Raw genomic sequence first — 22,008 nt, 5'->3', positions numbered from 1 at the left:
AGAATCTCGACACCTCACACTCGACCGACCAATATAGAACGTGTTCTAATTGCGGGATCCGTCCGGCGCCGCGTCGCGAGGAGAACCCCGTGAGCACCGACCTGAAGCTCGGCCTGAACCTCGGCTACTGGCAACGGAACGCCGACGACGCCACCGAACTCGTCCAGACCGCGGAGCGATTGGGCTATGAGTCCGTCTGGACCGCGGAAGCCTACGGTAGCGACGCCTTCACTCCCCTGGCCTGGTACGGCGCGCGGACATCCCGCATCAAACTCGGCACATCCGTGGTGCAGATCTCCGCCAGAACCCCGGCGGCGACCGCGATGACCGCGATGACCCTGGATCATCTCACCGGCGGGCGGTTGCTGCTCGGTATCGGCGCGTCGGGGCCCCAGGTCGTCGAGGGCTGGTACGGGAACCCGTTCCCCAGGCCGCTCGCCCGCACCCGCGAGTACGTCGAGATCATGCGCAAGGTGTGGCGCCGCGAGGAGCCGGTGACCAGCGACGGCGAGCACTACCCCCTCCCCTACCCGGGAGGCGCGAACCTCGGCAAGCCGCTGAAGCTGATCACGCACCCGCTGCGCGCCGAGATCCCCCTCTACCTGGGCGCGGAGGGGCCGAAGAACGTCGCGCTCGCCGCCGAGATCGCCGACGGCTGGCTGCCGCTGTTCGTGTTCCCCGAGAAGATCGAGCGGATGTACGGCCCCTCGCTCGCCGGCGCCGACCCCGGCTTCGACATCGCCGCCATGGTCATGACCCTCATCACCGACGACGTCCGAGCGGCGCTGGACGGGGTGAAGATGATGCTCACCCTCTACATCGGCGGCATGGGGGCCAAGAGCCGCAACTTCCACGCCGACATCATCGGCAGGATGGGCTACGCCGAGGCCGCCGAGGAGATCCAGGCCCTCTACCTGGCCGGACGCAGGGACGAGGCGTTCAACGCGATCCCCGACGAGCTGGCCGACGGCATCTCCCTGGTCGGCCCCGCGGGTCGCATCCGCGAGCGCCTTGAGCTGTGGCGCGACAGCCCGGTGAGCAACCTCCTGGTGATGGGCCCTCGCGACGAGGCCTCCCTGAAGACCGTCAGGGACCTCGTCCTGGGCTGAACCGTCCCGGGCGGCGTCGCTCCTCCTCGCGAGGACCGCCCCGCCGCCCGCCGGTCTCGCCGCGCGGCGGGGCGGACGTCACCTCCGAACGCCGACCTTCCCCACCCAGCCGGACTCCTCGTAGGCGATCCTGAGGCCCTTGCGGAAGGGGAGGTGCGCGGAACGGTCACCGGTACGGGGGCTCTCGTCCGGGCCCGTGTAGACGAAGGCCAGCAGGCGCGACCCCGACTCGTCGACGACCAGGGTGTGGTGGCCTTCGGCCGTGGTGACGGCGAAGCCGGTGCGCCCGAGCGGGTCGAGGACGTCCTTCTCCAGGACGATTCCGGGCTGGGCCGCGAGGACGCGCAACGTCGCGGCACGCGTGGCCGGGCTCGCGGGTGAGGCGAGCAGGTACCGCGCGGCGTCGAAGACGAAGGCCGGGAACGGCCCGTCCCGGTGGACCGAGCGGAGCCACCGCTCCAGCTCTCCGGCGTCACCGGGCAGGTCCCGCACCTCGTCCATGGTCAGCGTCTCGCTCCCGACCCGCCACCGCAGCGAGAGCCGGGAGAAGTCCTCGGTACGCGGCCCGGGCCACAGTGCCGGGGCTCCCTTCGCCCTCCATGCCGCCTCCGCGGCCTCGGTGGCGAAAGTGATGTCCACATCCTGGTTGGACACGACCCGCCCGGCCCGGCCGTCGTACCAGGACTCGTCGGTGTGGGCGACGGTCGCGCCGGACCCGGCGGGTTCGAAGGTCCTGGTGCGCTCGAACCAGTACCGGCCTTCCGGGGAGGTCGTGCGCGCCGCCGTCTCCGCACCCGTCAGCAGGAACGACCGGGCGTCGAGCGTGACCACCGGCGTGCCGGGGGTCGCGGCCGGGAGCGAGCCGGAGGTCTCGGAGGGCGGCACCTGGGTCTCGGGGTGCCGTACCGGGGAGGTGCCCGAGGCCGGGTCCGGGGAGGCGATCGCCGCGGTCCGGCCCCCGCCCGGCCCCCGCAGCCCGACCGTCCCCGTCATGACGGCGGGCACCGTCACGGCGGCGGCCAGCCCGACGAGGGCGCCGGTCAGCACGATTCCGGGGGTGAGGCGGAGACGGGACAGGGGACGGGAGGCGTCGAGTGGCACGCGGGAGGACACGGAATCGGAAGCGCGACCGGACGCATGATCGGACGCGCGACCGGGCTCGGACACGGCCGTCGCGAAGGCGCGGGCGAGGTCGGCCTCGCGGCGCCGCCGGTGGGCGTCCTCGGTGAGTGCGTCCGGGCGTAGCGCGCGGACACGTTCGTCGACGTCGTTCAAGGCTGCTCCTGCAGGGTAGTGGCCGGGGTGAGGTCGAGTGCCTGGGACAGGCGGCGGCGGGCGCGATACAGGCGGACGGTGAAGGCCCGGGCGGAACAGCCGGCGAGCTTGGCGGCGTCGGCCGGAGCCAGCCCGTACCAGCTGGCCAGGATCACCGCCTCGGCGTCCAGCTCGGACAGCCCGGCGAGCGCCGCGAGGGCCGCCTCGCGCTCGGCGACCTGCTCGGCCACCCGCTCGGTCACGTCGCCCTCCGAGGACAGCTCCGCCAGCCGTTCCACCAGTGCCCGCCGTCGCAGGCCGGAACGCCGCTGCCCGCGCAGCAGGTTCCGGGCGACGCCGAGCAACCAGGGCAGCGGCGGCTCCGGCAGCTCCTCCAGCTGCCGCCAGGCGATCAGGAACGTCTCGCTCGCGATGTCCTCGGCCGCCTGCCGCTCCGCGCGCAGCAGCGTGTAGCCGAGCACGCTGCGATAGTGCTGGTCGTACAGCGCGGTGAATCGCGCTTCTGGATCATCCACACCAAGGAGTGCCTTTCCCGGCCCCCCGATCACCGGCCGGGAAGAGAAAAGTTATCCGGCACCCTGTTTCCGCACCCACCCGCCTCGGCCTGCCCCTGCCTTCTCCGCGCCCTCGCCCGCGTGGATCGCCGGTCTGACGCCGCCCGGCGCCACGGTCGTTCCTAAGCGCTTGACCAGCCCGGATCCCTCAAGGACAACGTTCACGCGAGCACTTTCCCGCGCGGAGGACGGCGGCAGATCGACCGATCGTCTCCACGCCCCCGGACGGGATCGGCCGAAAGGGCGATTCGCCGTCGCTTACCGGCACATCGGCCGGATGCCCGATCCGGAACCGCCCGTGGGCTGGCACAATCCAACAGGTGACGATTCGGGTGCTCATCGCCGATGACCAGGAACTGGTACGGACCGGGTTCCAGATGATTCTGGACGCCCAGCAGGACATGGAGGTCGTGGCGACGGCCGCCAACGGGGCCGAGGCCGTCGAGCTGGCACGACGGTTACGACCGGACGTGTGCCTGCTCGACATCCGCATGCCCAAGCTGGACGGTCTGGAGGCCACCCGCATCCTCGCGGGGCCGGGGGTGGCGGACCCGATGAGGGTGGTGATCGTCACCACCTTCGACCTCGACGAGTACGTCTACGGCGCGCTGCGCGCGGGGGCGACCGGTTTCCTGCTCAAGGACAGCGGGCCGACGCTGCTCATCGAGGCGATCCGGGCCGCGGCGGCCGGGGACGCGCTGGTGTCGCCCTCGGTGACCGTGCGCCTGCTCGAACACCTCTCCCACCCTCGGGCCGGTGGCGTACGCCCGCCCAGCGAGCCCCTCACCGAGCGCGAACTGGACGTCGTGCGGCTGGTCGCGAGGGGGCGGACCAACCAGGAGGTCGCCGCCGAGTTGTTCGTCTCGCTGTCGACCGTGAAGACCCACCTGGGGAGCATCCAGGCGAAGCTGGGCGCGAGGAATCGGGTGGAGATCGCCGCCTGGGCGTGGGAGTCCGGCATCGTCGGCTGAGCAGGGCATCCGCGCTGATTAGCGGGAGCGCTGACGGGATAGGAAAAGGGGCAGGTCCTCAGCGCATGGCGGGGGGGAGATATACATGCGCTCTATCCCATCTCTACAAAAATCGGCCTCGGCCGTCTATGTCACGCTCACCGCACTGGTGGTCGCGGTCGCCGCCCTGGCGGTGTTCGAACAGGTCCGCGGCCGGCGCCTCGTCCTGGAGATATCCGAGCTCAACGGCGACCCCCACGCCCCCGGAGCCGACGCGGTCTTCGGCGCGGTCACCGTCTTCGCCATTCTGATCATGTTCTTCGCCGCATCCGCGATCGCCGCCGTCGCCGCGTACCTGAACTGGCTGCTCCGCGCCCGGCAGGGCGCCGACCGGCCCGCGGTGGCACCGGTGCTGGTGAGCTGGTTCGTGCCGGTGGTCAACCTGGCCGCACCCCCCGTGCTGGTCGACCGGCTGTGGCGAGCCTCCCGTCCCCCGCTGGATCGCCGCCTGCGCTGGAAGGCGCTGCTCACCGCCTGGTGGCTGAGCTGGCTCGTCGCCTCCGCGCTGGTGTTTGCACGGTTGTGGCCGGGGGCGCCCCAGGGAGGCACGAGCCTGACCGGGTTCGGCCTGACCGAGCTGATCGCCGTCGCGACCGCCTCCCTGCTGTGCGCGACGACCGTGCGGCAGATCACCGGGATCCAGGCCGCGGGCGCCGGGCACCGGCGGCGGAGCAGGCCGGAGCGCCGCCTCCCGACGCAGGCGACGGAGACGGCCCCGGTGAAACCGACCTCGGTGCAGCAGGACCGGGTGAAGCGAAACCCGGTGAGATCGGTCCCGACCCCGCCCGCGGAGGACCCCACCCCCTCCGAGGCACTCTCACCGGAGGTCTCCGGGCAGGAGCAGCCCCAGGAGGTCCATCCCGCCGGGCAGTGAGCACCGCCCCGCCCGATGGAAGGCACGCGGGAGGCGTGCCGGGGCGGGGCGTCACTCCCAGGCCCTGATCAGCAGCCAGCCCTCGCCCGCGGTGTCGAACCTGAGCTCGTAGGTGCCGGCTCGGCCTCCCGAGGCGGCCTCGACCCGCCAGAACCGGCGCTCGCCGGGATCACCGGCGGAGGTCTTCCACCACTCGCGTGCGACGACCCAGTGGTCGAGAACCCTGCCGACGGCGTGGAGGCGATCGCCCCAGACGAACTGGACGGGCTGCCCGTCGCGGATCCACACTTCGACGGGGTCGCCGTAAAGTCTGCTCAAGACGCTCTTCTCCCACGGCTTTCCGATGAGCACCCGGGGGAAGACGGGTCTGGCGTATCGAACATACGTTCTCACGGGGCCGGGCGCAAGTCCCCCATCTGCCGTACGAGCGGATTGGCGTCCACCGAGTTGCGGATGCTGAAGGTGACGCTGCCCGCGCGGTAGCGGTCGTCGGACCACTCGACGGGCCGCCCCTCGTGGGTGGTGGTGACCCGGCGCTGGCGCAGCAGCGGGCTGCCCCTGCGCACGGCGAGCAGCCTGGAGTCCTCGACGCCCGCGGCCACCGCGTCGATGAGGTGCTCGCCGTAGGCGAAGACGAGGCCGACGCTCTCGTAGAGGGCCTGGGTGACCGACTCGCAGCCGGGTTCGATGCGCTCGACGGCCGGGGCGATCCACCCGGCGTAGACCGTGCGTTCCAGCATCACCGGCTCGCCCTCCAGGGAGCGCAGCCGCAGCACGAAAAGCACCGGATCGCCCGGCTGGAGGGCGAGCCTGGCGGCCTCGGTGACGTCGGCGCCCCTGCGGCGCTGCTCCAGCATCCGCCCGCTCACCCGGTAGCCCATCGCCCGCGCCCACTGGGCGAAGCTGTGCAGCTCGGCGAAGCTCTGGCTGCGCTCGCGGCCGAGCACGATGCGTCTGGCGCCCTGGCGAGACCCGACCAGGCCCTCGGTGGCGAGTACGGCGACCGCCTGGCGGATCGTGCCGCGCGAGGCCGCGAAGCGGGCGGCCAGCTCGGCCTCCGAGGGGAGCTGGGCACCCACGGGGTGCTCGCCTCGCATGATCGCGTCGCGCAGCTCCTCCGCGATGCCCATGTACCGGGCCGTCACCTCCGCCCCCCTTCCGGCGTACCCGCGAACCCCACGGCTCTCTCCCACGCCCTCCCGCACACCCGGTGACCGTGCAATCTCGCCTCGCCTCTCGAACCGCCCACTCGCGTCCGGCCCGGCAGGCGTCAACGGAATCCCTCGCTGCGCGCACCATATGTCCGGATGAACCCCACCCTAAACAAGCATTATCGCCACACATAGCCCGAGTTTCCGCATTTCACCCTTGTACTTCGCCCGTTCACCAAACAGCAACTGATTCACGACATAGGGGGTCTAGCTTGTTTGTACAAGTTCGTCTACTTTCGTGAAATATTGCGCGACACCCCCTTGGGAGACACAGTGATCGCATCCCGAGTTCGCTTTGCGGGCCTGGCCGCCTTCCTCCTGATGAGCGCCACAGCGTGCGGAGCCGCCCCCACCACAGCGGCCCCCACGGCGGGCGCCGACGGCTCCGCGGCCGGAGTGGACGCCAGAACCGCCACCTCCGCCGCCGACTTCGGCGGGCTGGACAAGCTCGTCGAGGCCGCCAAGAAGGAGGGCAAGCTCCACGTCATCGCCCTCCCGCCCGACTGGGCCAACTACGGAAAGATCATCGAGGCCTTCACGGCGAAGTACGGCATCGAGATCGAGAGCGAGACCCCCGACGCCTCCAGCGCCGACGAGATCAACGCGGTGAAGACCCGCAAGGGCCAGGACCGCGCCCCCGACGTGCTCGACATCGGCCAGTCCTTCGCGATCAGCGGCGCCGCCGAGGGCCTGTTCGCGCCGTACAAGGTCGAGAGCTGGGACAAGATCCCCGACAACCAGAAGGAGCCGAGCGGCCTCTGGTTCAACGACTACGGCGGCTACATCTCCATCGGCTGCGACGCCAAGAAGATCGACAAGTGCCCGGAGACCTACGCCGACCTCCTCAAGCCCGAGTACAAGGGCAAGGTCGCGCTGAACGGCAACCCCACCAAGTCGGGCTCGGCGTTCGCGGGCGTGTACGCGGCGGCCCTCGCCAACGGCGGCTCCTTCGACGACATCCAGCCCGGCCTCGACTTCTTCAAGAAGCTGAAGGAGACCGGGAACTTCAACCCGGTGGAGACCACCCCGGCCACCATCGAGAAGGGCGAGACCCAGATCAGCATCGACTGGGACTACAACAACGCCGCCTACGCCCCCAAGATGGCCGAGAAGGGCATCGACTGGAAGACCGTCATCCCCGACGACGGCAAGTACTTCCAGCTCTACGCCCAGGCCATCAACAAGGACGCCCCGCACCCGGCCGCCGCGCGCCTGTGGCAGGAGTTCCTCTACAGCGCCGAGGGCCAGAACCTCTACCTCGGCGGCTTCGCCCGCCCGGTGCTGCTGCCCGCGATGAAGGCCGACGGCACGGTCGACGCGACGGCCGAGGCCAACCTCCCGCCGGTCGAGGGTGACCCCACCTTCCCGACGGAGGCCCAGGTCAACAAGGCCAAGGAGGTCCTGGCCGACGGCTGGGGCGCCGCGGTCTCGGGATGACGGTCCCGGCTGTCACGGCCGCCGCCCCGCGCGGCGGCCGTCCTCGCTCCAAGAACTGGGTGGGAGCCCTGCCGCTGCTCGTCGTGACGGCGGTGGCCTTCGGGATCCCGGCGCTCACGCTGCTGGTCGGCGCGTTCACCGTCAAGGACCCGGTGACCAAGGTCTCCTCCCTCGGCACCGCCAACCTGTCCAGAAGCCTGCAGGGCGCCTACCTGAACGCCCTGATCAGCAGCGTTCAGCTGTCGGCCGTGGTGGCGGTCGCCGCCGCGGTCGCCGGGACGTTCCTCGCCCAGGCCGTCGTCACCTCCCGGTTCACCGCCCTGCGCGAGGCCGTGCTCACCTTCTCCGGGGTGCTGGCCAACTTCGGCGGCGTGCCACTCGCCTTCATCTGGATCGCCACCCTGGGCAACTCGGGGGTGATCACCACCGCGCTGGGCCTCGGCCCCGGGGTGCTGTACAACTTCTGGGGCCTCGCCCTGGTCTACATGTACTTCTCGGTGCCGCTGATGGTGCTCGTCGTGACCCCGGCGCTGGACGGCCTGCGCCCGCAGTGGCGGGAGGCGGCGCAGAACAACGGCGCCACCACCTGGCAGTTCTGGCGCTACGTCGGCGTCCCGGTGCTCACCCCGGCCCTGCTCGGCGGCGTCGTCCTGCTGTTCGGCGGCGCCTTCGCCGCCTACGCCACCGCCTACGCCATGGTCGGCAGCACGGTCCCCCTGGTCACCCTGCAGATCGCCGAGGCACTCACCGGGGACGTCCTCATCGGGTACGAGAACGTCGCGCTCGCCCTGAGCCTCGACATGATCGTCGTCGCGCTGCTGGTGATGGCGGTCTACCTGCCGCTGCAGAAGAGGAGCTCCCGATGGTTGCGGTAGCGACCCTGCCCGACGTCACCCCGGGTCCCGCCGCCACCGCCCGCCCCGGAGCGCGGCGGGCCTGGCGCGGGATCGTGCTGGTCGTCGCGGCGGTCTACTTCGTCGTGCCGATGGCGGTGTCCTTCTGGTTCACCGTCTACTCCGAGGGCCAGGGCTTCTCGCTCGCCGCCTACGGGCGGATCCTGTCGGCGCCCGGCTTCGTGCCCAGCCTGCTGCTCTCCCTGGCACTGGCCGCGGCGACCATCGTCGCGGTGCTGCTGCTCACCCTTCCCGCCATGCTCGCCGTACGGCTCGGCGCGCCCCGGCTGCGGCCCGTGCTGGAGGTGCTCTCCACGCTCCCGCTGGTCGTACCGCCGATCACCTACGTGGTCGGCATCAGCACGGCGCTGCGTGACGGCGTCGAGGCGCTGGCCGCCACACCGTTCTGGGCGACGCTCATCGCCATCCAGAACGAGAGGTTCCCCTTCGTCCTCGTGCTCGCGTACGTGATGCTGACGCTGCCGTTCGTCTACCGGTCGCTGGACGCCGGGCTACGCGCGATCGACGTGCGGACGCTGGTGGAGGCGGCACGCAACCTGGGCGCCTCGTGGCCGTACGTGCTGTTCCGCGTGATCATCCCCAACATCCGCTCCTCCATCGCGAGCGCCTCGTTCCTCGCCCTCGCGCTGGTGCTCGGCGAATACACCGTCGCCGCCCTGCTCGGCTACCAGACGTTCCCCGTCTGGATCGTCACCATCTCCGGGAACGACGGACAGCTCTCCGTCGCCCTGTCGATCATCAGCCTGCTCCTCATCTGGCTGCTGCTGCTCACCCTCTCGGGTGCGGGAAGGAAACGCCGATGACCGTCGAGTTCCGGGGGCTGCGTCGCGCGTTCGGCCGCACGGTGGCCCTGGACGGCCTGGACCTCACCGTCGAACAGGGCGAGCTGATGGCCCTGCTCGGCCCTTCCGGCTGCGGGAAGACCACCGCGCTGCGCTGCGTCGCCGGCTTCGAGCACCCCGACGCCGGAGCGGTGCTCGTGGACGGCAAGGACATCACCCGGGTGCCCGCCAACCGGCGGGACGCGGGCATGGTCTTCCAGTCCTACAGCCTGTTCCCCAACCTCAACGCGCGGGACAACGTGGCCTTCGGGCTGCGGGTGCGCAAGGTGCCGACCGCGAAACGGCACGCCCGGGCGGACGAACTGCTGGAGCTGGTCGGCCTGCCGACGCACGCCCAGCGCTACCCACACGAGCTGTCGGGCGGCCAGCAGCAACGTGTCGCCCTGGCCAGGGCACTCGCGCTGGAACCACGCGTACTGCTGCTCGACGAGCCGCTGTCCGCGCTGGACGCCAAGGTCCGCGTCTCACTGCGCGAGGAGATCCGGCGCCTCCAGCTCGAACTGGGCATCACCACCATCTTCGTCACCCACGACCAGGAGGAGGCCCTCTCGGTCGCCGACAAGGTCGCGGTGCTGCGTGCCGGACGGCTGGAGCAGTGCGGCCCACCGGCCGAGGTCTACGACCGGCCCGCCACCCCTTTCGTGGCGGAGTTCGTCGGCGCGATGAACCACGTCCCCGGCCGGCTGTCCGGCCGGGAGGTGACCGTGATGGGGAAACTCATGCCGGTGGACGGCTCCGTGCCGTCCTCGCCCGATGTCGACGTGCTGGTGCGACCGGAGGCCGTGCTGGTCACGCCCTCCCCGGAAGGGAACGCCACGGTCGTGGCGTCGTCCTTCCGCGGCTCCACCGCGCGGCTGCGGGTGCGGGTGGGCGAGCTGGAGGTCCTCAGCGACGTGCCGGGACATGACGCGGTACGCCTGGCGCCGGGCACGCGGGTGGACGTCTCCCTCGTGCAGCGGCCCGTGCTCGTCGCCGCGCGCACCGCCCCCGCCCCCGCCCTCACCCCTGAGGGCTCCCCGGACTCCGCGACGCCCGCCGCGTCGTCGAGGGCGTCCGGGGCATCCGGAGCGTCCGAGTCCGAGGACGTCGCGGGTGTCGGGTGAGCTCAAGGCCGTTCTGTTCGACATGGACGGCACGCTCGTCGACACCGAGGGGATGTGGTGGCAGGCGTGCCTGGCGGTCGCCGCCGAGCTGGACCTGGAGCTGACGGAGGCCGACGCCGGCCACGTCCTGGGTCGCATGGTCGAGGACGTGGCCGGCTACCTCGCACGGCGCGCACCGTCCCCGCCCGGCGTGGAACGGATCGGGGCGCGACTCACCGAGGCCTTCGCCGGACGGATCTCCGGCGGGGTGACACCGCTGCCCGGCGCGATCCGACTGCTGGACGAGCTGAGGGCGGAAGGCGTGCCCGCGGCACTGGTCAGCGCCTCACCGCGACTCATCGTGGAGATGGTGCTGCGCACCGTCGGGACGGAGCGCTTCGCCCTGGTCGTGGCCGCCGAGGACACCGTTCGCGGCAAGCCGCTGCCCGACCCGTACCTGCGGGCGGCCTCCGTGCTGGGCCTCGACCCCGCCGACTGCGTGGCCGTGGAGGACAGCCCGACCGGGCTCGCCGCGGCCCGCGCGGCGGGGTGCCGGGTGGTGTCGGTCTCCGGCGGTCCGGCGCCCGAGGACGTGCTGACCGTGGACGGCCTGGAAAAAGTCGGCGTGCCGCTGTTGCGTCTGCTGGTGAGCGGCAGGAGATCGATAGGCTGAAACACTCATGTGACGGCGTAGGCGGTTAGGCACAAAGGTGAGCGACCTCAGTCCCGACGAACCCCTGCAGATAGGCCGATACCGCGTGCTCAGTCGGCTGGGCAGGGGCGGGATGGGCACGGTCTATCTCGGCGAGTCCCCTGAGGGGCAGCAGGTCGCCATCAAGGTCATCAATCCGGAGTACAGCCGGCACGAACGGTTCCGGATGCGCTTCCGCAGGGAGGCCGACGCGGCGCAGCGGGTCCGCAGGTTCTGCACGGCCGCGGTCGTCGAGGCCGCGCTCGACGGCGACCAGCTCTACGTCGTCACCGAGTACGTCGCCGGCCCCAGCCTTGAGGAGGCCGTCGACACGGACGGGCCGCTCCGCGGCTCCAGCCTCGACGCGCTCGCCGTCGGGGTGGCGACCGCGCTGACCGCCATCCACGGCGCCGGAGTCGTGCACCGCGACCTCAAGCCTTCCAACGTGCTGCTCTCCCCCGTCGGCCCCCGCGTGATCGACTTCGGTATCGCCCGCGCGCTGGACACCCTCGGCGGGATGACCGGGACCGGCGAGATCCTCGGCACCCCGCGATACATGGCGCCCGAGGTGCTGCGCGGTGAGCCGGTCTCCGCCGCCTGCGACGTGTTCTCGTGGGGCTGCCTGATGGCCTTCGCCGCGAGCGGGCGGGCGCCGTTCGGCGGCGAGGCGCTGCCCGCCGTGCTGTACCAGGTGCTCAACACCGAACCCTCCCTGGAGGGCATGGAGCCCGCGCTGCGCGAGCTCGTCACCTACGCCCTGACCAAGGACCCGCACAACCGGCCCACCTCGCAGCAGCTCCTCGACCACCTGGTGGGCCGCTCCGCCGCGCCGGAACAGGCCGCCCACTCGGTCCAGGCCTCCTGGCAGGAACTCGGGGAGACGCCTGACGACGTCGCCTGGAGCGGAACCGGTCCCGGTGGACCCTCGGGTACGCCTTCCAGCCCCGGCCACACCCTCTCCGGGCCACCGGAGGGCGGCACCGAGCCTTTCCCGCGCGGCCTCGCTGCCGGGCGGCGAAACCTCGTCGTCGGGGCGGCGGTGGCGGCCCTGCTGGTGGCGGCAGCGGGGATCGGGCTGCGCCTCGCCCTCGCTCCCGGCGGCCCTCCGGAGGACCTCCCCCTGCTCTACCAGGACGACTTCACCCAGAGCGGCACCGGCTGGAGCGGCGGCACCTACAGCCCGTTGACCGGCACGTACGGCTACTCCCCCAACGGCTACTACGCCGTCGACGTCAGCGGTTACTCCCCCATCAGGCGGGAGCAGGCCCCGATCCCCTTCGTCTCCGCTCCCCCGGCCACCCCCGACCCCACGGCCAGTCCCATGCCGATCACCCCGAGCCGTATCCTGCTCGGCTCCGACATCACGATCCGCTCCGGCACCGTCGGTATGGGCGAGTACGGGCTGTTCTGCCGGGGCGAGGACGACAACAAGGCGACGCGGTACGAGTTTCTGCTCGACACCTCGGGCAACGCCCGCATCCGCAAGACCGTCAAGAGCGCCGGGGGCGAGCTCACCAAGCCCGTCAAGATCGACCTGCCCAAGGGCGAGGCCGTCCGGCTCACGGCGGAGTGCGCCGGCGTGAAGGAGGGCGTTCGGCTCACCATGTGGGTCAACGACGAGCAGACCCAGTCGTTCCTCGACACCAACCCGCTGCCCAACGGGCTCGTCGGCGTGATCGCCCGGGTGGGCGAGAACAGCGACGCCGTCCTGCGGACCGCGTTCGACAACTTCACCCTGCACGGCCCCGCCCCCACCACACAGCCCTGACGGCGAGTGATCCGCACCCTGCGGGGAACGGGGCATCCGACCGACCGAAGGAGTTCAGCACGATGCGCGCCATAGTCGTCTCCGCCACCGGTGGACCCGAAGTTCTCACCTACACCGACGATCACCCGGACCCCGAGATGAACCCCGGTGACGTCCTGATTGACGTCGCCGCCTCCGGGGTGAACTTCATCGACGTCTACCACCGGATGGGCCGCTACCCGCTCTCCCTGCCCTTCGTTCCCGGCGAGGAGGGCGGGGGCACCGTCGTCGCGGTCGGCGAGGACGTGCGCGACGTCGCCGTCGGCGACACCGTGGCATGGGCGAACGTGCCGGGCAGCTACGCCTCCAGGATCGTGGTGCCCGCCTCCAAGGTGCTCGCCGTACCCGAGGGGGTGACGGCCGAGGCCGCGGCGGCCGTCACCCTCCAGGGACTGACCGCCCACTACCTGACGCACTCCACGTACGAGGTGAAGGCGGGCGACGACGTCCTGGTGCACGCCGCCGCCGGGGGGATGGGCCTGCTGCTCACCCAGATCGCCAAGCTGCGCGGCGCCCGGGTCATCGGCACGGTCTCCACCGACGAGAAGGAGACCCTGGCCCGCCAGGCGGGCGCCGACGAGGTGTTCCGCTACAAGGGCTTCGCCGACGCGGTCCGCGAGCTGACCGGCTCCGGCGTGCACGTCGTCTACGACGGCGTGGGCGCGGCCACCTTCGACGAGAGCATCGCCTCGCTGCGACCACGCGGCATGATGGCGCTGTACGGCCAGGCCAGCGGCCCGGTCCCGCCGTTCGACCCGCAGATCCTCGCCAAGAACGGCTCCCTCTTCCTCGCCCGTCCGACACTGGGCTCATACATCGCCACCCGCGACGAGCTCGCCTGGCGCGCCTCCGACCTCTACGGCTGGGTCGCCTCCGGGCAGCTGCGGGTGCACGTCTCCGAGCGCTACCCGCTCGCCGAGGCCGCCCGTGCCCACGAGGACCTCGAAGCCCGCCGGACGACCGGCAAGGTGCTCCTGATCCCGTAACGGCGCGGAGGTCCGGTCAGTGCGTCGGCTGGGCGGGCCAGTCCAGGAGCCGGGCGCCCAGGACCGCCGTCTCCAGGGTGAAACGCTGGGTGGGATCGTCCGGCGAGAACCCGGTGAGGCGGCGGATCCGCTCCAGCCGGTAGGTCACCGCCCGGGTGCTGATGTCGAGCCTGCGCGCGGCGGCGGTCTGGTTGCCCTGGGAGGCGAAGACGGCCTCCAGCGTGGCGAGCAGCGGCTCGGGGCCGCCCCGCGCCTCGAGCAGCGGGCTGAGGACGCTCGTCACCAGGTCCTCGATCGCCGCACGGTCCCGCAGCAGCACCGGGAAGACCAGCAGGTCGGCGGCCTTGAGCACCGGGGCGCGCAATCCCAGCCTGTCGCCGAACCCGATGGCGTTGACACCCTCCCGGTAGGAGGTGACCACCCCGCCTGGGCCCCGGTGCGCCCTGCCGAGCCCGACCCGCCAGCCGGGTGCCAACAACTGACGCACGTGATGGGTGAACTCTCCGGTCACGACGTCGAGGCTGCCCGGCGCCACGCACACGAGCATCCCGTCGCGCACCGTGACCAGCACGTTGTGCGAGCCGAACCGGGCGACCAGCGCCTCCTCGATCCTCCTGGCCGTCCCCTCGGCCTCGCCCGCGAGCCCGCGGACCTCCTCTTCCCCTCCGTGCCCCTCGAACCCACCGTGCCCCTCGAACCCGCCGTCCTCCGAAGCGACGGCCGCGGCGGCTCCGGTGACAGGGCGGGCGACGGCGACCACGTACGTCTCGGCCATGCGGAGCCCGAAGTGCTCGGCCCGTTCGGCGAGCCTGTCGGCACGGCCCTGGAGCAGGTCGTCGACGAACTTCCTGCGCGCCGTCTCCTCCCGGCGCAACGCCGCCCGCTGGGCGTTCTCGTACCCCTCCATCAGGGCGGAGACCGTACGCCGCAGGGCCGGGAGCGGGGTGGGGGTCACCGACTCGGCCGTCGCCAGCGCGGCCTCGACCAGTGCCCGCACGGACACGCCCCGCTCGGCGGCCAGCGCGCCGACGGCGCGGCAGTCGTCGAGCTCGGCCCGCCCCGGCAGCCTGCCGGTGGCGGCCGCCTCCCGTAACATCCGGAGATGGCCGCCGAGCAGCTCGTCCATCAGACTCCCACGTCACGCCTGTCGAAGGCCGGCATCGCGATCAGGAGCAGCACGACGGTCGCTCCGGCCAGCACGAGATAGTCCCCTACCGGGAATCCCAGCTGGATCGGCCGACCGTCGAGGTAGTAGTGGAACGGCGAGATCCAGCGCAGCCAGGACACACCGGCCACGTCCTTGCCCATGGTCTCGACCACGTATCCGGCCACGGCGACCGCCCCGACCACCGCGAGGGCGACCCCCCTGCGACCCGTCGCGGCGCCGACCGTCAGGCAGAGCGTCCCGAAGAAGAGTGCGAGCAGAAAGACGCCGACGTGACCGGCGAGGATCCTGCCGGCGGGTACGCCCATGTCGACGGCGACCGCCAGGCCGAGCACGGCGAGGAAGGTGGCCGCCGCCACGCCGAGCAGTGCGAGGGCGAGGGCGGCGAAGCGCTCCAGGACCAGTCGCCTGCGGTCGACCGGGAGGGTGAGGACGAGCTCCAGCGTGCCCGACTCCTCGGGCTGGGCGATCGCCCGGTTGCCGATCACGGCGGCGCACATGATGAAGAGCAGCGGCCCGAACAGCTGGTAGACCAGGGTCTGCAGGTAGCCGGAGCCGCTGGTGAATCCCTCCTCCAGGCCGCCCATGAGGTCGCGCATCGCCCCGGGGAACTTGGTCAGCGCCACTTCCCCGTAAAGGTCGGGGTTGCTCTGGATGTTCGGGTAGAAGGCCAGGTACAGCGCGAAGAAGGCGCTGATCCCGATGGTCCAGCCGAGCAGCGGCCTGCGGTAGTCACGCAGGCTTTTCGACACCAGTGCGGGCATCGCGCGCCTCCTCTTCCTCTTCGTGCCGGCTGTAGTAGGTGAGGAAGATCTCCTCCAGGTCGGGCCGGGCGCTGACCATGTGCACCACCGTGAACCTCGCCGCCGCCTTGATCAGCGCGTCCGGGCGGCCGTCGATGGTGCAGCGCACCCCGGCCCCCTCCACCCGCAGGTCCCGTACGCCGGGCAGGTTCTCGAACGCCTCCCGGGGCACCGGGGCGTCGAAGTGGAACTCCACCCGGCGCACCGCCTTCTCCCTGAGCGCGGAGACGTCCTCCACCGCGACCAGCCTGCCGCCGCGCACGATGCCGACCCGGTCGGAGACGTCCTCGACCTCGGCCAGCACGTGGGAGGACATCAGCACGGTGCGGCCCGAGGCGCGGACCTCGCGGACCATCGCGAGGAACTCCTGCTGCATCAGCGGATCCAGGCCACTGGTCGGCTCGTCGAGGATCAGGAACTCCGGCTCGTGCATGAATGCCTGGATGAGCCCGACCTTCTGCCTGTTGCCCTTGGAGAGTCTGCCCATCGGCACCGACAGGTCGGCCTCCAGCCTCTCGGCCAGCTCCTCGATCCGCCCCTTGGGCACGCCGTCGCGCATCATGCCGAGGAAGGCGAGGAACTCCCCCGCCTTCTCCCTGCCCTCCAGAGCCAGCTCGCCGGGCAGGTAACCGATCCGGCTCCGCACACCCGCCTCGCGGGGATCCCTGCCCAGGACCGTCATCCGGCCCCTGGTGGGACGGATGACGTCCAGGAGCAGCCTGATGGTCGTCGTCTTTCCCGCTCCGTTCGGGCCGAGATACCCGAACACCTCCCCCGGTCGGATCTCCAGGTCGAGATCCTCAAGTCCTCGGCGTCCGCCGTAGAACTTGGTGAGCCCTTCGGTCTCCACCACACTTGTCATGCGTCAGATCGTGCCCTCTCGCCGGCGCCTGAGGTCATGTCAGGACCCGGACAACTGGCCGCCTTTTCTTTGCGGGGATCCGGAACCGCCCGGTTCCTCGGCTTCTTCCCGTGGATCCGGAACCGGCGCGGCCTCGGCGGGAATCCGGCGCTCCGGGGCGAGGATATGGTGAGCCCATGAGCCTGGACACTGCCTTCGTACTGGGTGGCGGGGGCGTTCTCGGCGCTCACGAGGTGGGCATGCTGCGCGCGCTCGACGAGGCGGGCATCAAGCCCGACCTGATCGTCGGCACGTCCGTGGGCGCGCTGAACGGCGTCGTGTTCGCCGCCTCCCCCGGTGACGCGGTCGAGCGTCTGAACACGCTGTGGAGTTCCGACATCGTCCGTACGGCGTTCGCCGGGTCCTGGGTGACCCGGCTGTCCACCCTCGCCAAAAGCGGCACCCACCTGCACTCCTCCGAGCCACTGCGCGACCTGCTGGCCAGGACGCTCCCGGTCTCCCGCATCGAGGATCTTCCCGTGTCGTTCCAGTGCGTGGCCGCCTCCGTCGAGCGCGCCGCCGCGCACTGGTTCACCGAGGGGCCGCTCGTCGACGCGGTCCTCGCCTCCTGCGCCGTTCCGGGGCTGCTGCCGCCGGTCCGCGTCGGCGAGGGTCACTATCTCGACGGCGGGCTGGTGCACAGCATCCCGGTCGGCCGGGCCGTCGCGCTCGGCGCCCGGCGGGTCTACGTGCTGCACGTGGGCAGGATCGAGCGTCCCCTGACGGTGCCCCGGCGCCCGTGGGAGGTCGGCATGACCGCCTTCGAGATCGCCCGGCGGCACCGCTTCACCGAGGAGATGGCCACCCTGCCGGACGACATCGAGGTCCACGTGATGCCTTCGGGGGGTGAGTCCCGGCCGGGAATGGACTTCTCCCAGCTGCGATACCGGGATATTTCGCATATATCTAAATACATCGATCGCGCGTACCAGGCCTCGGCCGACTACCTGGCCCGACACGCGCCCTCCTGAGCCACGTCACCCGTCCGCCCTGGCATGGATATGAACCACATCGCGTTGTACCTATACATCTGGGTACTTCACAGGGACATGTCCGTATCAGCGCCCAACTGAGTCGCACCGGCCTGAGTCACACCGGCACCCACACGTCTACACACCGCACATCCACACAGGCAGGAGCCGCTCGTGCTGCCTCCTCGCATCATCCGCCGCCTGGTCCTCGCACCTCTCGTCATCGTGCTCACCGTCCTCGCGGTGCTCACGCTCCCGATCTGGCTGCTGGTGGTGACCGCGGCCTCGCTGCGCCTGCCACCCCCGCAGCGGCGCGGCACCCGGCTGGTCTGGTTCGCGATGGCGTGGCTGACGCTGGAGTCGATGGCACTGTGCGCCTGCCTGTGGCTGTGGGTGACGAACGGCCTGGGCGGCCGGCTCAGCCGTGACGAGTACCAGGAGCAGCACTACGAGCTGATCCAGTGGTTCCTGTCCAAGATCTACGAGGCCGCGGTGCGGATCTTCCGCCTGAGCGTCGAGGTCGACGAGCCTCCGCCGACCTCCGAGGAGACCTCCCGGCGCCTCACCCGCCCCGTCATCGTCCTGTCCCGCCACGCGGGCCCCGGCGACTCCTTCCTGCTCGTGCACCACCTTCTCGCCCGATACCACAGGCGCCCAAGGATCGTGATGAAGGCGGCCCTGCAGTTCGTCCCCTCGCTGGACGTGGTGATCAACCGTCTCCCCAACGCCTTCGTCCACCGCAAGACCGCGGAGAGCGGCATCCTCGCCGAGATCCGCCGCCTGTCGGCCGGTATGGACGCCGACGACGCCCTGGTGATCTTCCCCGAGGGCGGCAACTTCACCCCGAAGCGCCGCTGGCGGGCCATCCTGAGGCTGGAGCAGAAGGGCCTGGCCGAGGAGGCCGCACGGGCCCGCAGGCTGGAGCACCTGATGGCCCCCCGCCCCAACGGGGCGATCGCCGCCATCGACGCCTGCCCCGAGGCGGACGTGATCTTCGTCGCGCACACCGGCCTCGACGACCTGATCACCTTCGGGGACATCTGGACCCGTCTGCCGCTCAGCGCCCAGATCAAGGCCAAGTGGTGGCGGGTCCAGGCGGCCGACGTGCCCCGCGAGCGCGAGGAGCAGATCCGCTGGCTCTTCGAGCACTGGGAGGAGATCGACGCCTGGATCACCGAGAACCAGCCGGCCCCCGCCCCCGCGACCTGACACGCGCCGGCGTCACGATGTGGGTCCGACCACGTCGGCTCGTGACACCGGTCCGACCGCGTCGGCTTGCGACGCCGGTCCGGCCACCTCGGTTCACGGCCCGGGGCCGAGGCCGCCGGTTCGCCACGCCCGCCTGACCGCGTCGGCGTCGCGACGCCGACGTGACCGCGGATCGATACGCGACGTCGGCTGGACTACCAGTCCTGGGAGAGGCCCGACATCCGGCGGAGGTATTCGTCCTCGTCGATCTCACCGGCCGCGTAGCGGCGCTTGAGGATCTCGCGGGGACTGTCGGCGACGGGCTCGTGTTTCACCCCGCCTGCCACGGCGGCACGTACCCTCCTGGTCACGCCGAGGATCACCACCACGATCACCGCGATGACGACGAGCAACACCAGGATGCGGAACATCGTCGGCCTCCCCTACCTCCCCATCGGATTCGCCGGGGATCTATCGAGTTTACCCGGCGGAAGACCTCCCCCTTTTTCGCTATCTGAACTAATTTATCCGTCTTCGCCCCTCAAAAGAGGCAGTACAGGTGATAAATCACCTGTACTGCCTCGCTGGAACGGACACCGGTCTCAGCCGACGGAAGGACCGGCACCTCACCCGACGGAGGGAACCCCCGGCTCCGATCGCTTCGCCGGTCGCCTACGGCGCACCTCACCCGACGGAGGAAGCGCCCGCCGAGAAATCCGGAGCCTCACGCGAGACCCCGCCGGGCGGCAGCGACGGCAGCCCCGCGGGAGCCCCGCCCTCCAGCAACCGGAGCAGGGCACCGGTGTCGACGTTCCGCTCGATCAGGTCACCGAGCGCGTCCAGCCTCTCCTCCCTCAGCACGGCGAACGACACGTCCGGCGCCGGGGTGAAGTCGCGGCCGGAGACGGCGGCCACGTCGGCGAGGAAGGCCCGGCGGAAACCGTCGTTCTCCAGGGCGCCGTGCCAGGTGGTACCCCACACCGAGCCGGCACGGCAGCCGTCCAGGAAGGGCTCGCCGCCGTCGGCCGTCACCACGCCGTGGTGGATCTCGTACGCGGAGACCGGGTGGCCGTACGCGGCACCGACCGGACGGCCCAGCGTCTTGTCCTCGGCGAACTCCACCGACGCGGGCAGCAGCCCCAGCCCTTCGACCAGCCCCGCCCCCGACTCCACCTCGTCGCGGATGGTCCTGGCGAGCATCTGGTAACCGCCGCAGATGCCCAGCACCGCCCGCCCCGGCAGGGCGGCGGCCAGGCCGGTGGCACGGAGCCACCCCAGGTCGGAGACCGTGGCCCGAGAGCCCGGCAGCACCACCAGATCGGTGTCCTCCAACTCGCCCGGGGAGGTCACGAAGCGGACCACCACCCCGGGCTCGGAGGCCAGCGCGTCCACGTCCGTGAAGTTGGAGATCCTCGGCAGCCGCACCACCGCCACCCGCAGGGTCTGCCGGCCGTACGGGGCACGCGTCCCGGACGCGGGCCGGTTGTCCAGGGCGAGGGAGTCCTCGACGTCCATCCAGAGGCCGTCCAGCCAGGGCAGCACCCCGTACACCTCGCGGCCGGTCAGCTCCCTGATCATGTCCAGCCCCGGTTCGAGGAGCTCGGGCGCCCCGCGGAACTTGTTGATCACGAACCCGGCGATCAGCGCCTGGTCGGCGGGCTCCAGCAGCGCGACCGTCCCGTACAGGGCGGCGAAGACCCCACCCCTGTCGATGTCGCCGACCACGACGACCGGCAGGTTCGCGGCACGGGCCAGGCCCATGTTCGCGATGTCGCCCCTGCGCAGGTTGATCTCCGCCGGACTGCCCGCCCCCTCGCAGACCACCACGTCGTACGCGCCCCGCAACCGCTCGAGCGCGTCGACCGCGACCTGGCGGAGCCGCTCCTTGACGTCCCAGTACTCCATCGCGTCGACCTCGGCCATCGGCCTGCCCATCACCACGACCTGGCTGCGCCGGTCGCTGCCCGGCTTGAGCAGGATCGGGTTCATGTCGGCGCTGGGTTCCAGCCCGCACGCGGCGGCCTGCATCGCCTGGGCCCTGCCGATCTCGGCGCCGTCCGCGGTGACGAAGGAGTTGAGCGACATGTTCTGCGCCTTGTACGGCGCGACCCTCACCCCCTGCCTGGCCAGCCAGCGGCAGATCCCGGCGGTGACGACGCTCTTGCCCGCGTCCGAGGTCGTCCCCGCGACCAGCAGCGCCCCCTTCACCCCTCACTCCCGTACGAGCCCGCCCCGCGTGAACCTCGCCCGTACGAGCCCCGAACGGCGGCCAGGACGGCGAGCCCCGCCGCCGCCAGGCCGACCGCCCGCGCCAGCCGTACCGACCTGCGGATGTCCGCGACCGAGGGCGCGGGCCCCTCGCCCATCTCCGGCCGGTGCTCCACCCTGGTGCCGTACACGTTCACCCCGCCCAGGGTGAGGTCCAGCGCCCCCGCGAAGGCGGCCTCGCAGCGGCCCGCGTTGGGACTGGGGTGGCGGTGGCCGTCCCTGCGCAGCACCGCCGCCGCCCGCCGCGCCGAACCACCCACCAGCGGAGCCCCGAGCGCGGCGAGCAGCCCGGTGATCCGGGCGGGCACGAAGTTGGCGACGTCGTCGAGGCGGGCGGCGGCCCACCCGAAGCGCTCGTAGCGCGCGTTCCGGTGCCCCACCATCGCGTCCAGCGTGTTGACCGCCCGGTACGCGAGCAGGCCGGGCACCCCGGCCACCGCACCCCAGAACAGCGGCGCCACCACCGCGTCCGAGGTGTTCTCCGCGATCGACTCGACGGTCGCCCTGGCGAGCCCGGACTCCGCGAGCCCTGACGGGTCACGCCCGCACAGGTGCGGCAGCCTCCCCCGCGCCCCCGCGAGATCGCCGTCCTCCAGGAATCCGGCCATCGCCGCACCCTCGCGGCCCAGCGTCGTACCGCCGACGACCACCCACGTCGCAGCCGCGCTCAGCCCGGCCCGCACCACCGGGTTGCGCGGCCGGGTGGCGAGGTGACCGAGCAGCGCCACCGGGACCACGCACAGGACCACATGGAGCACACCTCTCGCCCGGCTGTCGCCGTACACCCGCCCCTCCACCCCGGCGGCGGCGGTGCCGAACAGCGCGACCGGATGCCCGCGCCGGGGATCGGCGAGCACGGCGTCGATCGCGACCCCGACGAGCATCCCCACCCCTTCGGCCACTCCAGGTCTCTTCGGTCC

The 22,008-nt window shown here is 71.4% G+C and carries 22 protein-coding genes; 12 read left to right on the top strand and 10 right to left on the bottom strand.

From position 1 onward, the window contains the following. Positions 1-89: 89 nt before the first annotated feature. Positions 90-1,109, top strand: a complete 1,020-nt coding sequence (locus tag ACFY3D_RS28265; RefSeq protein ID WP_389772033.1) for an LLM class F420-dependent oxidoreductase — start codon at positions 90-92, stop codon at positions 1,107-1,109. Between the two features lie 78 nt (positions 1,110-1,187). On the opposite strand, the gene ACFY3D_RS28260 is transcribed toward ACFY3D_RS28265, so the two are convergent. Both ACFY3D_RS28260 and ACFY3D_RS28255 read right to left on the bottom strand, forming a co-directional pair. Beyond that, positions 1,188-2,384, bottom strand: coding sequence for a hypothetical protein (locus ACFY3D_RS28260; RefSeq protein WP_389984657.1), 1,197 nt, complete (start codon positions 2,382-2,384; stop codon positions 1,188-1,190). Continuing rightward, positions 2,381-2,899: a sigma-70 family RNA polymerase sigma factor gene (locus tag ACFY3D_RS28255; RefSeq protein WP_362899934.1), complete on the bottom strand. Its 519-nt coding sequence runs from the start codon at positions 2,897-2,899 to the stop codon at positions 2,381-2,383. The genes ACFY3D_RS28260 and ACFY3D_RS28255 overlap by 4 nt, the downstream gene beginning before the upstream one ends. Positions 2,900-3,258: 359 nt before the next feature. Here ACFY3D_RS28255 and ACFY3D_RS28250 point away from each other — a divergent pair, with 359 nt between their 5' ends. Next, positions 3,259-3,909, top strand: coding sequence for a response regulator transcription factor (locus tag ACFY3D_RS28250; protein ID WP_350945363.1), 651 nt, complete (start codon positions 3,259-3,261; stop codon positions 3,907-3,909). A gap of 85 nt (positions 3,910-3,994) precedes the next feature. Further along, the gene (locus tag ACFY3D_RS28245; protein WP_389984654.1) at positions 3,995-4,822 is read left to right on the top strand and encodes a DUF4328 domain-containing protein; all 828 of its coding nucleotides are present in this window, start codon (positions 3,995-3,997) and stop codon (positions 4,820-4,822) included. A 51-nt stretch (positions 4,823-4,873) separates the two neighbouring features. On the opposite strand, the gene ACFY3D_RS28240 is transcribed toward ACFY3D_RS28245, so the two are convergent. After that, positions 4,874-5,140: a DUF6504 family protein gene (locus ACFY3D_RS28240; RefSeq protein ID WP_350945361.1), complete on the bottom strand. Its 267-nt coding sequence runs from the start codon at positions 5,138-5,140 to the stop codon at positions 4,874-4,876. A 71-nt stretch (positions 5,141-5,211) separates the two neighbouring features. Beyond that, positions 5,212-5,967: a GntR family transcriptional regulator gene (locus ACFY3D_RS28235; protein WP_350945360.1), complete on the bottom strand. Its 756-nt coding sequence runs from the start codon at positions 5,965-5,967 to the stop codon at positions 5,212-5,214. A gap of 387 nt (positions 5,968-6,354) precedes the next feature. On the opposite strand from ACFY3D_RS28235, the gene ACFY3D_RS28230 reads away from it, so the two are divergent. From ACFY3D_RS28230 to ACFY3D_RS28200, 7 genes are all read left to right on the top strand, one after another. Next, complete coding sequence (locus ACFY3D_RS28230; protein WP_350945359.1) at positions 6,355-7,470, top strand: extracellular solute-binding protein; 1,116 nt, start codon at positions 6,355-6,357, stop codon at positions 7,468-7,470. Continuing rightward, positions 7,467-8,345, top strand: a complete 879-nt coding sequence (locus tag ACFY3D_RS28225) for an ABC transporter permease (protein ID WP_350945358.1) — start codon at positions 7,467-7,469, stop codon at positions 8,343-8,345. Before ACFY3D_RS28230 ends, ACFY3D_RS28225 begins: the two co-directional genes overlap by 4 nt. Next, entirely contained in the window at positions 8,333-9,187 is an 855-nt protein-coding gene (locus ACFY3D_RS28220; RefSeq protein WP_350945357.1) for an ABC transporter permease subunit, read from the top strand. Before ACFY3D_RS28225 ends, ACFY3D_RS28220 begins: the two co-directional genes overlap by 13 nt. After that, positions 9,184-10,329, top strand: coding sequence for an ABC transporter ATP-binding protein (locus tag ACFY3D_RS28215; RefSeq protein WP_389984650.1), 1,146 nt, complete (start codon positions 9,184-9,186; stop codon positions 10,327-10,329). The genes ACFY3D_RS28220 and ACFY3D_RS28215 overlap by 4 nt, the downstream gene beginning before the upstream one ends. Further along, the gene (locus ACFY3D_RS28210; protein ID WP_389984647.1) at positions 10,319-10,981 is read left to right on the top strand and encodes an HAD family hydrolase; all 663 of its coding nucleotides are present in this window, start codon (positions 10,319-10,321) and stop codon (positions 10,979-10,981) included. Before ACFY3D_RS28215 ends, ACFY3D_RS28210 begins: the two co-directional genes overlap by 11 nt. 37 nt (positions 10,982-11,018) lie before the next feature. Further along, on the top strand, positions 11,019-12,767 hold the full coding sequence (locus tag ACFY3D_RS28205) for a serine/threonine-protein kinase (protein ID WP_389984644.1): 1,749 nt from the start codon (positions 11,019-11,021) through the stop codon (positions 12,765-12,767). Between the two features lie 62 nt (positions 12,768-12,829). After that, complete coding sequence (locus ACFY3D_RS28200; protein ID WP_389984641.1) at positions 12,830-13,792, top strand: quinone oxidoreductase family protein; 963 nt, start codon at positions 12,830-12,832, stop codon at positions 13,790-13,792. A gap of 16 nt (positions 13,793-13,808) precedes the next feature. Here the strand turns inward: ACFY3D_RS28200 and ACFY3D_RS28195 are convergent, their stop codons facing one another. From ACFY3D_RS28195 to ACFY3D_RS28185, 3 genes are read right to left on the bottom strand one after another with little or no spacing between them, the layout of a single operon-like run. Then, complete coding sequence (locus ACFY3D_RS28195) at positions 13,809-14,918, bottom strand: PucR family transcriptional regulator (RefSeq protein WP_389984638.1); 1,110 nt, start codon at positions 14,916-14,918, stop codon at positions 13,809-13,811. Further along, positions 14,918-15,721: an ABC transporter permease gene (locus ACFY3D_RS28190; protein WP_389984635.1), complete on the bottom strand. Its 804-nt coding sequence runs from the start codon at positions 15,719-15,721 to the stop codon at positions 14,918-14,920. Before ACFY3D_RS28190 ends, ACFY3D_RS28195 begins: the two co-directional genes overlap by 1 nt. Continuing rightward, the gene (locus ACFY3D_RS28185; RefSeq protein WP_389984632.1) at positions 15,690-16,622 is read right to left on the bottom strand and encodes an ABC transporter ATP-binding protein; all 933 of its coding nucleotides are present in this window, start codon (positions 16,620-16,622) and stop codon (positions 15,690-15,692) included. The genes ACFY3D_RS28190 and ACFY3D_RS28185 overlap by 32 nt, the downstream gene beginning before the upstream one ends. A gap of 176 nt (positions 16,623-16,798) precedes the next feature. Here ACFY3D_RS28185 and ACFY3D_RS28180 point away from each other — a divergent pair, with 176 nt between their 5' ends. Next, complete coding sequence (locus ACFY3D_RS28180; protein ID WP_389984629.1) at positions 16,799-17,632, top strand: patatin-like phospholipase family protein; 834 nt, start codon at positions 16,799-16,801, stop codon at positions 17,630-17,632. A gap of 174 nt (positions 17,633-17,806) precedes the next feature. Continuing rightward, positions 17,807-18,841: a 1-acyl-sn-glycerol-3-phosphate acyltransferase gene (locus ACFY3D_RS28175; protein ID WP_350945338.1), complete on the top strand. Its 1,035-nt coding sequence runs from the start codon at positions 17,807-17,809 to the stop codon at positions 18,839-18,841. A 194-nt stretch (positions 18,842-19,035) separates the two neighbouring features. Here the strand turns inward: ACFY3D_RS28175 and ACFY3D_RS28170 are convergent, their stop codons facing one another. The 3 genes from ACFY3D_RS28170 to ACFY3D_RS28160 form a co-directional block, all read right to left on the bottom strand. Continuing rightward, positions 19,036-19,251 carry an SHOCT domain-containing protein gene (locus ACFY3D_RS28170; protein WP_389984626.1) on the bottom strand — a complete coding sequence of 72 codons (216 nt, stop codon included), beginning with the start codon at positions 19,249-19,251 and terminating at the stop codon, positions 19,036-19,038. A 253-nt stretch (positions 19,252-19,504) separates the two neighbouring features. After that, the gene (locus ACFY3D_RS28165; RefSeq protein ID WP_389984623.1) at positions 19,505-21,028 is read right to left on the bottom strand and encodes a cobyric acid synthase; all 1,524 of its coding nucleotides are present in this window, start codon (positions 21,026-21,028) and stop codon (positions 19,505-19,507) included. Continuing rightward, positions 21,025-21,972 (bottom strand): cobalamin biosynthesis protein, encoded by a 948-nt coding sequence (locus tag ACFY3D_RS28160; RefSeq protein ID WP_389984848.1) that lies wholly within the window; start codon positions 21,970-21,972, stop codon positions 21,025-21,027. The genes ACFY3D_RS28165 and ACFY3D_RS28160 overlap by 4 nt, the downstream gene beginning before the upstream one ends. Positions 21,973-22,008 lie beyond the last annotated feature (36 nt).

Source organism: Streptosporangium sp. NPDC000509, assembly GCF_042898365.1.
GTDB lineage: Bacteria > Actinomycetota > Actinomycetes > Streptosporangiales > Streptosporangiaceae > Streptosporangium.
The sequence above is the reverse complement of the archived record's forward strand: the minus strand, read 5'-3'. Positions and strand labels throughout refer to the sequence as shown.